Annotated in this window: 13 protein-coding genes; 5 read left to right on the top strand and 8 right to left on the bottom strand. The window is 42.7% G+C overall.

Annotated features, from left to right (window positions below; genetic code table 11):
• Positions 1-163: 163 nt before the first annotated feature.
• Positions 164-1,042, bottom strand: a complete 879-nt coding sequence (locus tag AC3EBE_RS08220) for a helix-turn-helix domain-containing protein (RefSeq protein WP_488594536.1) — start codon at positions 1,040-1,042, stop codon at positions 164-166.
• Positions 1,043-1,205: 163 nt separating this feature from the next.
• On the opposite strand from AC3EBE_RS08220, the gene AC3EBE_RS08215 reads away from it, so the two are divergent.
• From AC3EBE_RS08215 to AC3EBE_RS08195, 5 genes are all read left to right on the top strand, one after another.
• Positions 1,206-1,337 (top strand): hypothetical protein, encoded by a 132-nt coding sequence (locus AC3EBE_RS08215; protein ID WP_488594535.1) that lies wholly within the window; start codon positions 1,206-1,208, stop codon positions 1,335-1,337.
• 291 nt (positions 1,338-1,628) lie between these two features.
• Complete coding sequence (locus AC3EBE_RS08210; RefSeq protein ID WP_488594534.1) at positions 1,629-2,225, top strand: DUF5317 domain-containing protein; 597 nt, start codon at positions 1,629-1,631, stop codon at positions 2,223-2,225.
• 155 nt (positions 2,226-2,380) lie between these two features.
• Positions 2,381-4,219: a diguanylate cyclase gene (locus AC3EBE_RS08205; RefSeq protein WP_488594533.1), complete on the top strand. Its 1,839-nt coding sequence runs from the start codon at positions 2,381-2,383 to the stop codon at positions 4,217-4,219.
• Between the two features lie 341 nt (positions 4,220-4,560).
• A complete protein-coding gene (locus AC3EBE_RS08200) occupies positions 4,561-5,232 on the top strand; it encodes a C40 family peptidase (RefSeq protein WP_488594532.1) in 672 nt (223 codons plus the stop codon).
• A 254-nt stretch (positions 5,233-5,486) separates the two neighbouring features.
• A complete protein-coding gene (locus AC3EBE_RS08195; RefSeq protein WP_488594531.1) occupies positions 5,487-6,053 on the top strand; it encodes a 3D domain-containing protein in 567 nt (188 codons plus the stop codon).
• 142 nt (positions 6,054-6,195) lie between these two features.
• Here the strand turns inward: AC3EBE_RS08195 and AC3EBE_RS08190 are convergent, their stop codons facing one another.
• The 7 genes from AC3EBE_RS08190 to AC3EBE_RS08160 form a co-directional block, all read right to left on the bottom strand.
• A complete protein-coding gene (locus AC3EBE_RS08190) occupies positions 6,196-7,098 on the bottom strand; it encodes a DL-endopeptidase inhibitor IseA family protein (RefSeq protein WP_488594530.1) in 903 nt (300 codons plus the stop codon).
• 206 nt (positions 7,099-7,304) lie between these two features.
• On the bottom strand, positions 7,305-8,969 hold the full coding sequence (locus tag AC3EBE_RS08185) for a DL-endopeptidase inhibitor IseA family protein (RefSeq protein ID WP_488594529.1): 1,665 nt from the start codon (positions 8,967-8,969) through the stop codon (positions 7,305-7,307).
• 89 nt (positions 8,970-9,058) lie between these two features.
• Positions 9,059-10,435 carry an ATP-binding protein gene (locus AC3EBE_RS08180; RefSeq protein WP_488594528.1) on the bottom strand — a complete coding sequence of 459 codons (1,377 nt, stop codon included), beginning with the start codon at positions 10,433-10,435 and terminating at the stop codon, positions 9,059-9,061.
• Between the two features lies 1 nt (position 10,436).
• A complete protein-coding gene (locus tag AC3EBE_RS08175) occupies positions 10,437-11,141 on the bottom strand; it encodes a response regulator transcription factor (protein WP_488594527.1) in 705 nt (234 codons plus the stop codon).
• Positions 11,142-11,641: 500 nt separating this feature from the next.
• Positions 11,642-14,203: a bifunctional 2',3'-cyclic-nucleotide 2'-phosphodiesterase/3'-nucleotidase gene (locus AC3EBE_RS08170; protein WP_488594715.1), complete on the bottom strand. Its 2,562-nt coding sequence runs from the start codon at positions 14,201-14,203 to the stop codon at positions 11,642-11,644.
• A 192-nt stretch (positions 14,204-14,395) separates the two neighbouring features.
• The gene (locus tag AC3EBE_RS08165) at positions 14,396-14,719 is read right to left on the bottom strand and encodes a hypothetical protein (RefSeq protein ID WP_488594526.1); all 324 of its coding nucleotides are present in this window, start codon (positions 14,717-14,719) and stop codon (positions 14,396-14,398) included.
• 177 nt (positions 14,720-14,896) lie between these two features.
• Positions 14,897-14,991: IS3 family transposase (locus AC3EBE_RS08160; protein ID WP_488594714.1), on the bottom strand; the 95-nt coding region annotated here is incomplete at its 5' end.

The raw sequence follows: 14,991 nt of genomic DNA, 5'->3' as shown, positions 1-14,991 counted from the left end.
CAAAAAGGTGCAGGAGATGGTTCCTGCACTTTTTTCTTGTCTCAGGCAATTGGACCTCTTCTGTCAGCGACCCAGCCCTTTCCCCCTCTTACCTGACCAGGTGTCCAGCCTCTCTTCGAAAAAGGCAGCGATAAACCAGCGCCCCCCCAATTCCAAACCCGCATCACTGCCGGAAAATCGCCAATTTATCCTGCACCAGCTGGATATAGCTTTCTTTTTCCTGCAGAGAGAAAATGGTGCCCGCCTGCTGCAAGAAATAAATGCCCTGGGTCACATCCCCTCGTTCGGCGAAAATGAATCCCTTCTGATATAATAGCTCGCCAAGCAAATAACTCGAGTCGTTTTCCAGCGCGAGGGAGATGCCCTTGCCAGCAACGGCCAGCGCTTCATTAACATTCGCGAGTTTATAATAGATTTTACTCAAGTTATAGTAAATCCTGATCAAGATGGTAAAATCCATTGAATAAAGCGCTTTGCTGTATATCTCCTGGGCCCTTATAAAAGAATTCTTCGCTTCATCCCACTGTTCTTTTTCCCCATGGATGATTCCGATGCTGTTGATGATTTGGATATCCTGCTCTGTCGCCTGGATGGAATCCTTTAAATCAAGAGCGGCTGTCAGAAGTTGAATTGCCTTCCCGGAATCATGCTCCAAATAATAGGCACAAACGCCCTTATGCCATGAGATGAATTGCCGTTCCTCAATATTTTGGAAGGATGGATGCTTTTCAAGCTTATTGAGGAGCCTCTTCACTTCCTTATAATCCTTCTTTTTAATATTCTCCCTCACCATGTTTTTCGCCTGGGAGACAAACTCGTAATGTTCCTTGGAAATTTGGTTGATGAAATGGCTCGTATTGATGCCCAGCCGTTCTGAAATTTTCACCAGCGTGTGGATATAGGGGCTGATTTCCCCCGTTTCTATTTTGCTGATCTGTGATTGACTGCATATGCCGCTGGCCAGGTCCTTTTGGCTGATCCCAAGCTTCACTCTTATCGAATGTATCGATTCTCCCAGGTTTTTAAAATTGAAATCTGTCATAAGTAAATCTCCTATCCTAGCTGAAAAATATTCCTATAAGAATATTCTTACAAGATACGCCGTCATTTAGTTAGAAAATTCCAATAAAATAACCCAAAACCGCCCCCAAGCCAAAATACCTAAATATTTCCTTCATGGTATATTGGTCTCAGGAGGGATTAACATGAAAAAACTATCAAAATTATTATTTGGAATCGCCGTTCTGGGTATTATGTCATTCGCTGTTCCTGCCGCTCAATCTGCGGTACACGCAGAGGCTCCAACGCCGAATGTAGATTTGCCGTTCGAGCATTAAACCCTATAAGTTAATAATAAACTTAAAAAGAAAAATTTGTAAATTTATCTTCTCTCATTTTACACGTTGTTGACAGGACAATGTGTTTTTTTTCTGCACAGTAAAGGGTTCTGATGACCTATAATAATTCAGCCTGCAATTTTACAGCCATCGATCATAATTGTCAGGCAATTGAAAATCATAGGGTAAAAAGACCCTTCCTATTAATAGATGTTATTGCTATACTATAAAAATGAATAAATTGTTATATTTTTCTTCTAATTCCAATTATATTTAACAGGAGTACAAAGCATGGTATTTGATGGTATTATTTTATCGGTGATTGTAGGGTATCTCCGAAAAGGCAATCTCAAAGCACTGGGCACGCTTAAGCTTAAATTTGGCCTGGTGTTCCCGCTTCTCCTGCTCGTACAGGTTGCTGTTTTCTCTTTGCAAAATGAGATTCCCTTTCTTGGCAAGGCAAGCGGTTACATCTTTATGCTCGTTTATATTGCCGGGATGTTCTTTTTAGCCCTGAACTGGCATTACAAAGGTTTTATTATTATATTAATAGGTGTTTTCTTGAATTTTCTCGTTATGGCAGTCAACGGCGGCCGCATGCCTGTGTCGATGGAAGCTGCAGTCATCCTTGATCCTGGTTATATCGAAGCTATAAAAGGAGAGCTGTACGCGAAGCATGCAGTATTGACCAGCTCCTCGAATCTCGGATTCCTTGGGGACATCATTCCCCTGACAGACCCTTATCCGAAAAATCAGGTAATCAGCATTGGCGATGTATTAATGAATATTGGAGTTTTCATGTTCATCCAGCAGCTCATGCTCGGCCATTTAAAAAGCCACCAGAAAGACGACGTCTCCTTTCAATTGAAAGGGGGTGAATCAAATTGAAAAACACAAAAGGCATCGTTCTTAACGCAATTATCCTTGGTTCTTTAATCATTGCTTTGACATCTGGCTTCAGACTAATCTAATAATACTAGTTTGGGAGAAGATGGCGCTATGACCTCCTTCTCCTTTCTAATTTAATATTGTGAGTGATAATAATGAACAAATTAACAAACCCATCAAATCTCTATTTAACCGCCATCTCTTTAATTGGCATTATTGCCTTCGCTGCCCTTCATCAAGTACATTTCGATGCAAGCGCCAAAACTGTTGTAATATATGCTCTAATTGGCGCAATTCTTCTCGTTGATAAATACCCCATTCCACTGCCGCCCGATGGCAACTCCATTTCTATGGACTCAGCCATTTTTCTTGCTGCCATTTTCCTGTATGGATTGGGAGATACACTGGATGTCCTGTTCATGTTTGCCCTAGTATTCACTCTCATCCAATGGAAAATTAAGTGGTGGAAGCATATCTTCAATTTTTCTCTCTATTCAATAATGATTATCTCCGCATACTATACGTTTATTTTTACCGGAGGAGTAGTCGGTGACGTCCATTCATCGAACATCGTTCCATATGTTGCAGCATTGACGGTATATTTTACCCTGAATACAACCCTTGTCAGCACCTATTTCTTCCTTGCACAAAAGGAAAGCCTGATGAGTGTTGTTGGTGGTGTCCTTAAGGATAGAACCTTCCAGGTCAGCTATTTTATTATTTTCCTGCTGTCGCTTGTCCTGGCGATCCTTATGCAGCATGAGCACATTTTTGGGCTATTCCTGTTTGTTTCGATCGCCCTCCTGCTGTCCGCTGCCTTCAACCAGCATTTCCAGAACCTGCAGGCGGTTTCACAAAAAGCAAATCGCGATTATCTGACCGGGTTATACAATCATGGATATTTTAAGGAACAGCTGGAAAAAGAAGCTGCAGCTGCAGCCGAAAATCACAAGCCGCTAAGTGTGGCATTGATCGACCTGGACGATTTTAAAAAATACAACGACCTTTTTGGACATATTCAGGGAGACATTCTCTTAAAGAAATTCGGCACCCTGCTTCGCCAGCATTCGAAAAAGCAAAATTTTCTCGTTGCCCGATACGGCGGCGAAGAGTTCGCGGTCATCATGCCAAATCAAACGACAGCGGAGGCTTTCAAATTCCTTGATAAGCTGAGGAAGACCATCAATGATACGGCATTAACAGGAGTGGACATCCTTCCTTACGGCTGCCTGTCCTTCTCTGCGGGGATTGCTGAATTTGAAAAAGGCACCTATGATATTGCAGAGCTTTTAAATAAAGCAGACCAGGCGCTTTATTATTCAAAAGCCCAGGGAAAAAACATGGTTCATATTTTTGATAAGGCCGACGAAACTCTGGATGCTTCCCATTCGTTCGAAAAACAGTTCGAAGAGGCAGAACAGCAGTTAAAGATTTTCCTATCAAAGGATGTTTACACATATCGCCACAGCAAAAGGGTGTTCCAGTACTCCGTGGACTTTGCCCGTAAACTGGAGCTGTCTGAACACGAACGGCGCATTTTCACTTTGGGCGCCCTTGTCCACGATATTGGCAAGCTGGAAATCCCCCGCGATGTCATCAATAAAAAAGGCAAGCTCGAGCCGCATGAATGGGAAATGGTTAAGAAGCACGTAATCTGGGGAAAAGAGATTATTTCAACGAACAAAGAATTGCAGGAATTGATTCCACTGGTGGAGCTGCATCATGAACGATACGATGGAAAGGGCTATCCGCACGGCCTTAAAGGAGAGAGCATTCCGAAGCTGGCAAGAATGCTGTGCATCATTGATTCGTTTGACGCAATGACGACCGAGCGCCCTTACCAGAAAACGAAGAGTTTTGCCGAGGCCATTGAGGAAATCCGCAGCTGTGCAGGTCAGCAATTCGATGCCTACTATGCAGAGCAGTTCATCGAAATGATTGAGCAGCAGTATGATTTTAATAGTAATAATGAGAAAGAATTGGTTAATGTATAGAAGTTTCCCTTTTTTTATTGGGAAACTTCTATTTTTTATATTACATATATGTTACAAAACTTGTAAAAAGGGCCTTATTCTATTGGAAAAAATATTAATTTAACCCTATTTTCTTACAGTTCATAAAATCTTCACTAGTTTTTGGGCAATTTTTTAAAAAATTTCCAAAGGAAGCAAAACCCAGTAACAGCAAGGCTTTTTGCCATATTTCGCTAAGGTTTATCTTTCCTCTAGCGGTATATGTCGGTATTTGTAACATTATTGTAATTTGTCTGTTATTTGTCTGTAACCCCTTTCCTTATATACTAGGTTTAACATAAACCAAACGGGGGTAAACAACTTTGTTTAAGAGAATTTTAGCTTCAACTGTACTAATCTCAGTACTTGCCACTGCCGCTCCGTCTATGGATCAAGCCTCAGCTGCTTCAACTGCATATCATGTAAATGTAAGCTCAGGCACATTAAATGTTCGTAATCAGCCATCAACTTCTGGTAAAGTGATTGCAACTCTACCAAAAAACTACAACGTTACAGTAACTAGCCAAGGTAATGGATGGGCTAGAATTTCATATAGTGGAAAAATCGGATATGTAAGTTCTAAATATATCACTGCGGGAAGTGTTTCCACAACGGCTTCTACTGTAAGCAGCAACTATAAAGCAAACGCAATCTCTGTTGCAAAAAGCCAAATGGGTGTTAAATATGTATGGGGCGGAACGACTCCAAGCGGTTTCGATTGTTCAGGCCTGGTAACATATGCATTCAGAAATGCTGGATACAACAAGCTGCCTCGTACTGCAGGCGAAATGTTCAATGTAGGTACAAAGGTAACTTCATACCAGCCGGGAGATCTATTATTCTACGCAACTAGCGGCGGAAGAAAAGTTACCCACGTTGCAATTTATATCGGCAACGGCCAAATGATTCATGCTGCTACTTCCAAAGGTGTATCAATCGCAAGCATCAACAATTCATATTGGAAGCCTAAATTCATGGGCGCTAAAAGATTATAATGATATGAAAGGTGGCTATTATGCCGCCTTTTTTTAATTCTTCTTAAAAATTTTCCCACATTTTTTTGTTTGATTTTAATAAAACACCTCCCCTTTTTGCCTTCTTTTATAAAAAGCATATTCTACTAGACCATTTTTTCCTTATATTACATGTTTGAAATTGTTTTGTAATAAAAATAGTTTCCCAATGTAACACAGCTGTTATATTAAGCTGTTAATCTATTCCTAGCAAAGAAGAAAAAGGAGACTAGAACTTGAAAAAAACTGCGATCAGCTTCATTACTGCTCTTGTTCTACTATTCGGAGCTTCAAATGCCACTTTAGCCGCTGGAAATACATATCAAGTAAAGAAAGGCGACACTCTTTGGGGAATCGCCAAGAAACATAACATATCCGTTACACAATTAAAGTCTATCAACAAACTGAGTTCAGATAAAATCAAACCCAACCAGGTGTTAAAGGTTTCCGCAGCTGCCAGCACTGCTGCTAAGAAAACAACTAAAGCTAAGGCACCAGCACCTGCTTATAAAGAGATTACAGTTCGCGCTACAGCATATACAGCAAGCTGCAAAGGCTGCAGCGGAATCACAGCAACAGGCATCAACCTGAAGAAGAACCCTAATGCCAAAGTCATTTCCGTTGACCCCAGCATTATACCTCTTGGATCTAAAGTTTATGTGCCAGGATACGGTGAAGCAATCGCCGGAGACAAGGGTTCAGCAGTAAAAGGAAACAAAATCGATGTCTTCATCCCGAACAAACAAAGAGCCCTCCAATGGGGAAGCAAAACACTCAAAATCAAAGTCTACATTAAAAAATAAGATAAAACAAAGAGAGCTGCGGCTGATGCCGCAGCTCTCTTTTTCGCTTTAAAGCACTAGGGGTCAGACCCCCAGCACTTCACCGCGTTACTGCACCGGGGGTCAGACCCCCGGTGCTTCACCGCGTTAAACTCTGAATACTTTACATCTTAATGTCTGTTATTTTGTATTCCATTTCGGCTGTGTTTTGGATGGTGATGGTGAGTTGGTTCAGGCCGGCTTTGAGTTTGCCTTTGTAGTTTTTGTCTAGTTCGGCATAGATGGTTACGCTGAAGTCGATCTGGTCATTGTTCCTGTTTAGTTCTTTCATGTCGCGGTATTCGATTTTCTTGATGCCTTTTTTAAATTGGTTGACGTTTAGCAGGCTCTTTTTGATGAGCTGTTCTTCAGAGACGCTTGAATCCACCAGCAGGTATTTGAAGAAGACGAAGGCTGGATTGATATTGCCAGGGATATTCAAATCAACGGTATGGCTGTAATCCAGCTTGCTGATTTTCCAGCCTTGCTTAGGCCAGCGAACGACACTCATCTTATATGCTGCTAGCTCTTTTGTTTCTCCAACCGGAACCAACAAGGTGTAATTTCTTTCGCTTCCTGATTTGCCATCAAACCTCACCACTGACTTATCCCATTGCAAAAGCGAGCCTCCATCCGCTTCGGGCTGCGCCATTTTCCCTTTGTATTCAATAATCCCAACTTCCTTGATATATACATTGGCGTAGGCCGGAGTGACGCTTTGTTTCAGGTAAGCAATCAATTCTTTTTTCGTATCAATATCTTTTGAAAGATAACGATAGTAAGACCTCTTATATTCAAATGATTTGTACTCTCCCTCAGCATAATGCCCGCCGCTTTGGATATAGGTTTTCTTTTTTACCCATTCGTTCGCCATTGCTCCGACTTGCTTATCTGTGATCATTTTCTTAACAATCAAAACCTGAGAAACTTTATGACTTTCCTTGGCGAAGGATTCCTGCCCCGGGAACATTGAGAATCCTAACATTGTGACTGCCAGCCCTGTGATTAAAAGTGATTTAGCTTTCATTTTTATTACCTCCAGTATTGTGGTTGCTCCTTATGCTTTTATTTTAGGGCTTCATTCAATTCAATAAGTTACGAAGAGGTAAACAGTTGTTTGAAATGTGGTTACAGTTTTGTATCGGAAAAAGCTTTTACACGCAGCGTGTAGCAATCCGCTAGCATCCATTCTTCCAGCTCAAAAAGAAAAACAGCACCCATAAAGGCTGCTGCTCATAACGTCACTGGATTCGATGAAATCCTCCATCCTTCTGCGGTTTTCTTGAATATGACCGTTACCGTTTCGTGAACCAGGCTGTTGCCGAGCGGGACACTTAAGTCATATTGCACTTCCGTCCCCAGATTTCTCACCTTCAGTACCTTAGCTTCACTATAGTTCAGCAAAGATCCGCCGTCCGCATTGGGCTGGGCAAGTCTCCCCTCATGCTCCACGATCCTCATCGTTTCCATATAATTTTGGATGTTTTCCTTTGTAAAAATAGAACCAAGAAAAGCATTCATTTTTTCTAATGTATCAATGTCTTCCCCTAAATACCTGTAATCCGTGTCATTAAGGGGGAAATTTTCAAGCATGCCGTCTTTCATTTTTCCGCCCATGCCGACATATACAGCTTTTTGATAAGCTTCCTGGACCTTTTTTATCAATAGCTGATCCTCGAGGATTTCATATTTCGCAAAAGGCGAACCCAGCCTTACACTTCCGATGATCCCGTCCACCATTGCGCCTAGCTTCTGATCCTCAACGGTTCTTCTTACTCCATAAATCAACTGTTCATTTTCAGCAATGACTGGCAGGGTGAATTCCTCCCTTACGATGAACTCCTGAGAATGGACTTCGATCGCAAAAAGCAGCGTCCTATTCTTCCCTTCGGTAAAATAAACCTGAATCACATATTCATTCGCTTCGCCTTCTTCAGGCTCCACGGTTATATTTGGGTACAGATTCTCAGGAATATTCATTGTCAGGTCTGCCTGCGGGTCATAATAAAGCACATCCGCTCCACTTTTTCTGCTCAAACTCGTGTCTGTTTTTTTTCGTAAAACTTCAAAAGCATTCCAATCAGGTATCTTGATTCTTCGCTGCATTCCCTGGTTTAGCGCCATTTGTGCATCCTCAGGCATATCAGCCTTCAGGTAACTATCGGCAAGATAGTACCAATAGTAGGCGGCATCCGGGACTTCTTCCGTTCGCTGTTGATAGTAATGTGCAACCTGCTTGAAGTAGGCAGGGGTCAACTCTTGGTCCTCTGTAAATGCCCCCCCCTTCCACTTTACTACCTTGACATCATAGACATCTTCCAGCTCCCGCTGCCAGATTGCCAAACTGGACTGCCCCTCAGATTTTAAAAGATCCAGCTCATGATACTTTTCCTGTGCAACTTTTTCAAAATGTTGGTCCTTCCAGCTGTAAATATCAAGCATGCTTCCTGCGGACACGCCCATTTTCCAGCCGATCAGCAAATCTGTCCTTCCGTCTCCAGTAATGTCTTCTGCGCTTCCCCAGCTGATTTCGTATCCCGGACCGTCAAAATTGGCGATTTCCTCCCAGGACAGTCCTTTTTTCTCAAGAACAAGCACACCAGCTTCATTGGCTTTTATGGAAGATTTATAAAAAGCAATGACCTCTATTTTGCCATCATTATTAAAATCCGCTTGAATAACTGAATCGCTTCCTACCGGCTCGTTCGGCACATATAGGGAGGTTCCAGCGGGCAGATGTGCCATAACTGTCTGAATGTGATTTTCCTGCTCCAGACTGCTTTCCTGCGGTTCTCCTGGCGCGGAGATGAGACTTACTGGCTCAGGAAATAAATTACAGCCCCCCAGCACCATACATGCTAAAGCCAGCGGCGCAGTATGCCTCCACTTCCTTTTCATCCTAATCCTCCTCTCTCCCGTTAATTTGACAGTACCGTCTATGGGGAGAGAAATCTCTCTTATTCCTTTAAGAAAAGGTAACAAAAAGGTTAAATAGTCGGCAGGGTGATTTCCACTGTCGTTCCCTTCCCTACCTCGCTCTTCAGATCAAATGTGCCGCCGTGGGCACGGACAATTTCCTCGCAGATGGCAAGGCCAAGCCCGGTCCCTGAGACTTTGGATTTCCCTTTTTGGAATTTTTCTTTTATTAATGGAAGCTCCTGGTCGGGGATTCCTTCACCTGTATCACTTATCTTGATTAACGCTTCAGCCTGGCTTTTCGCCAGGGATACAGTGATTTTGCCTCCGCTCGGTGTAAATTTCAGCGCATTATCGATGACATTGATGAACACTTGCCTTAAGCGGTTTCCGTCTCCTTTTAACAATGCTTCTTCATGTAAGAAGCTAAGCAGCTTGATTCCTTGCCTGTCTGCCCTTGGAGTCAGCTGGGCCACTACCTGATGGAGGGTGTTTTTTAATTGGAGCTCCTCGAAGCTATACTTCACTTTTCCGGCAGAAAGACTGGATAAATCGAGCAAGTCGCCGAGCATATTGGACAGGCGCTCGCTTTCATTGGAGATGATCTGGAGGCCTTCCTGGAAGGTTTCGTCCGTCGACATCGAACGCAGGGTAATCGCCCAGCCTTTAACCGACGTAAGCGGCGTCCTCAGCTCATGGGAAACGGAGGCAATGAATTCGTTCTTCAGCACCTCGTGCTTCTCGACTTCTTCCGCCATGAAATTCAGTGTATCGGCAAGCCTGCCTAGTTCGTCATTCTTCTTTTTATTAATCCTGGTGGAGAATTTCCCGGATGCCATTTTCTCAGCAGCAGCCGTAATGTCGCTGACCGGCCTCGTAATCGTACTGGCCAGGAAAAGGCTTATGACAGCTGCGACCACAATAACGAACACACCGATTCCCATCAGCATGAGCATGCTTTTTAGCAATACTTGATTTACCTGTTCCATTGAAGTCGTCAGACGGATCGCACCATAATTTGTTCCATTGATGAGCATCGGCTGGGTAACGGACATGACTTTTTCGTTAGTTAATCTGCCTGTAAAATAACCGGTCTGCCCGGAATTGAGGGCGGTTTTTACATCCTCCAGCTGACTGACGTCCATTTGTTCATTATTATGCGAGTCCGCCACCAGCCTGCCTTTGGAGGTAAGCAGCTGGACCTGTGCACTGATTGAAAAATTGTAATCCTGGAGAAGCTGGGGTGCCTTTTCTTCCAGTTGGCCGTTTTTTATCTCCTGCTCATAGAATGTAATGAACATTGCACCTTGATCTTTAAGTGTCTGCTGGACACTTTCAACATAATAAAATCTGAGGGCCGAAACAATCAGTGCTTCAAATAATACAACTGTCAGGATGATCAATAATAAATAGCTCCAAACGAGCCTTCCTTTAATACCTGTTCTCATGTTAGGCGCCGCTTTCCTGGAAGCAGTAGCCGAAGCCCCACATCGTGATCAGGTATTTAGGGTTGGAAGGGTCATCCTCCAGCTTCTCCCGGAGCCTGCGCACATGGACATCGACCGTTTTCGGGTCGCCAAAATAATCTCTTCCCCAGATTTCATCGAGAAGATCGTTTCTGGTGATCGGCTGATTGATCCGCTCGAAAAACAGCTTCATCAACTGAAACTCCCGGGCCGTGAGTTTAAGCGCTGTTCCTGATTTATATAGCTTGAGAGTTTTCAAGTCCAATATGTAAGGCCCCATTGCCAGCCTTTCGGGTGCCGCTGGAGGCGACTGCAAGGGCATCGTCCTTCTCAGGACCGTACGCACCCTGGCGACCAATTCTAGCGGATTGAACGGCTTGACAATATAATCATCGGCACCAAGCTCAAGGCCCATGATTTTGTCCATATCCTGCCCCCTGGCTGACAGAATGATGATCGGCAGCTGCGGATTCCGCTTCCTGACCTCCGTACAAATCTCGAAGCCATCCATATCCGGCAGCATCAAATCCAGGATCATGATCGACGGCCTCTCCTCCTCAACCAATCGAAGAGCCGCAGCACCATCCCCAGCCTCCACCACATCAAAATTCGATCGGCTCAAATTAAAACAAATCAGCTTCCGAATCGGCAGCTCATCCTCCACAACCAACACCCTGCCCTCACCCATCACCGCATCACCCCATTACTCCATTGGGGGTCAGACCCCCATTACTTCACCGCATTAACGTGTCGGGGGAGACCCCCGGCGCTTTACCACATCACCGTGTCGGGGGTCTGACCCCCGGTGCTTTAACGCATTAAACTCCATATGTTTGCGCCACACCTGTAGTACTTAACATTACAAGTTTCCCAGATTTTCATATTCCTTGTTATTAATCTTATGTAGACGAAGAATTAAATAAGATTTAATTCGTTTAATGCGCCCCTGGAATTTACCTTTCATCAATTATATAGACGCAGGAATCCTCGACTTTGTTTCTTTTAATTTAGTTAAGAGCATAAGTATAATTTCAGGCTAGCTTCCAATGGAGGTTCTCGCGGTTCTCGAGGTTCGCGGCTTTATCACATTAACGCGCCGGGGGTCTGACCCCCGGCGCGTTAATGTGATAAAGAAAGCCCTCCTGTAAACCAGGAGGGCTTGTACTTACTGTGTCTTCAATTTATATCTTATTTGTTTAGAAGCAATGATACTACTTTTGCAGCCTGTGCTCTTGTTGCTTTGCTCTTTGGCTCGAATTTGCCGCCGATTCCTACCATGAAGCCTAGTTCGTTTACTTCGTTGACTGCATCTTTAGCGAAGCTGGATACTTTGCCAGTGTCAGCAAACTTGGCTGTTGATTTTGCATCATATGCTTTGCCAATCTTGTATTCATAAGCACGTACTAGCATAGCAGCCATTTGCTCACGGTTGATTGAAGCATTAGGATCAAACTTGTCCTTAGTCAGACCAGCAGTGATGCCTGCTTTGTATGCTGCAGCGATATCCGCTTCAAGTGCGCCAGCAACATCATTGAATGGATGCTCTTTAGTGGATTCAAGCTTTAAAGTACGTGCAAGTAAAGATACAAATTGCCCTCTTGTAACGTTTCCACTTGGATTGAACTTATCAGCAGACTGACCTTTGATGATTCCTGCTTCTGTTAATTCAGCAATGAATTCAAATGCCCAGTGGTCTTTTTTAACATCCTTGAACTTCTCTGGAAGGTCTGCAGGTTTTCCTGGTTCAGCAGGCTTCTCTCCTGGGTTTTGAGGAGGAACAGGATTTGTAGCTTTCACTTTCATATCAAGAGCATACTTCGCAAAACCGTCTTCTCTAGTCTCTACATATTTATAGTTATCTGCCGATGTGACGAACTGTTTGCCTTCAGGTGAGGATAGGAAGTAAACTTTTACATCTTCACTGATCGTTTTGAATGACCAGTTTAAATCTGTCGTTGGATCAATAATACCTTTTTCTACAACGTAAGCTGAAACTACTTCCCTGCTTGATTCAGGAGCTTTTACAATGATCTCAGATCCTTTTACGCCAGGGAAAGTACCAGAAGCACGGTAATCATTTGTTGCGACAACAAATTTTTGCGCTGGATCGATTGGCTTTCCATTGAATTGCAAGTTCACAATGCGGTTCGCATTTGCATTCAATACTGTTTTCCCAGCTGTATCGTATTTTGCAGGCTGTGTTACATCAATTTCATATGTAACACCGTCAATTACGTCAAAATTGTATGAGCGATAGTCCCCGTTAACAATATTTTGCTCTTCTGTTGAGTCAGTTTTGATTTGGTTGAATTGTCCAGCTGTCATTTCAAGCCATTCTTTTAAATCAGCACCAGTTACTACAACAGCTTGAAGCGTGTTGTTATCGTACAAATATAAATCAGCAGCATTTTTTATTTGCAGTGTGCCAGCAGGAATATTGGTATAGTAGTTTGGATTATCACGTGTACCAGCTTTAAATGGTGCAGCAGCAGAAAGGACAGGAAGCTTTTCAAATTCCGTGCCCTGGATTGCCTTTTCTGTATACCATTTTTGAGCAGCGTTCAATACCTGAATTGCTTCATTATCTTTAATTTGTGAGAAGTAGCTATTGATTGGAGCAGTTGTTCTTCCAAGCTCGCCCTTCATATATTCAATAGTCGCTTCATGCTCATGTTTAACAGCATCTACGACACTTTGGTCAGCATCTGCATTTGAGTGAGTTCCTGCGGTATCTTTTGTGAAAATCTGACGAGTAGAGCTTTGAGAATCAAGAATAGACCAATTACCTTCTGCATTCTTCTCAATCGTCATGTCGATCAGGCCAAGGTTGTCTCCCCACATACCAGCTTGTACTGTTGCAACTCCGTTTAAAGTACCTTTTTCAAGATCAGCGCCTGCTAGACCAGCATACTTGCTGCTTGGGAATGTTGCGTGTGAGTGGCCGAAAAGAATTGCGTCAATGCCTTCAACCTTGCTTAAGTTATAAACGGCATTCTCTTCGTTTTGGCCATTCGCATTTACATCAATACCAGAGTGAGGGATCGCAACGATTAAGTCTGCACCCTTTTGCTTCATTTCCGGTACGAACTTGTTAGCTGTTTCAATAATGTCTTTAGCAATTACTTGGCCGCTGATACGGGCAGCATCCCACTGAGTGATCTGTGGAGGAACGAAGCCAATAACACCCACTTTAATAGTGTGCTTTTCGCCGTCCTCATCAGTTACTTCTTTATCTAAAATTACATAAGGAGTGAACGCATTTTTATCATCAGTTGCGTCATCGATATAAACGTTTGCGTTAACGTATGGGAAATTAGCCCCTTTTAAAGTACGGTCAAGGAAGTCAAGTCCATAATTGAATTCATGGTTTCCAAGGTTACCAGCGTCATAGCCCATAAGGTTCATAGCTTTGTAAACAGGGTGAGTTTCCCCGTTTTTCAGCTGGTTAACCTTTGCTATGTAGTCACCCATTGGGCTTCCCTGAATCAAGTCGCCGTTGTCAAAAAGCAAGCTGTTATCAGCTTCTTCCTTTGCTTTTTTGATTAAGGTAGCAGTCTTGGCAAAACCAAAGTTCAATACTTCTTTATCTTGATAGTAATCATAGTTCATCATGTTGGAGTGCAAGTCTGTTGTTTCGAGGATGCGAAGTTTAACTACGTCTTGGTCCATTACTTCTGCATAAGAAATAATCGGTGTCGCCTGTGGGACGATCAAACCAAACGCTAAGGCCGTTGCAGCTAGTTTTTTCATCTTTTTCAAGGTATTTCCCCCTAAATAGTGTAATCGCTTGCAAAGGATATTGTAGCCTATTGGACTATAAAAGTTAATAGGTTTTTTTTAAATTAATATATATTTTACAAATATTTATAATCCTATTTACCCATCATTTAGCAAACCAACGCTTTACTGCACTGGGGGTCAGACCCCCAGTGCAGTAAAGCGTTAAAGCAATTGCCAGAGAAATGCGGTGATGAACAGATGAGTTACTACTAATAATAAGGCAGGCAAAAGATTTAACTTCCGAACTATCTTAAAAGTGATTAATGTCAGGTAAATTGTTATGAGAGGGACAACTGTAAATCCTAAAAGCATTATTATTGGCGTACTGGGATCGATGCCATTCTCTTCAATAAAAGACTCGTAATCCATAGTTGATTGGTAAATGAACAGCACAATCCCAATCAATGACATAGATGTGATGAAATAATAATTATACAGACTAAGCGGAATCATTCCAAACCTGATCGTTTGATGAAGGATTTTCATTTTCAGTCTCCTATTTCATTTTCTGCCTCAGACTTTCCGTCAAACCCTTAAAGATAATGATCACTTTAATGCGCTGGGGGTCTGACCCCTACTGCGTTAATATGTTGAAGTAAAAACAGGCACCATCCGCATTGAACTGTACCCCGTCAAGTAGACAATCGAAATAATAAAAATGATTTAAGCGGCGTTAGCTCTATATTCTATAGGGCTAAGGCCGTTTAATCGTTTTTGATATCTATCGTGATTATAAAAATGTATGTATTCATCTATTG

Source organism: Mesobacillus sp. (assembly GCF_057785455.1).
The sequence above is the reverse complement of the archived record's forward strand: the minus strand, read 5'-3'. Positions and strand labels throughout refer to the sequence as shown.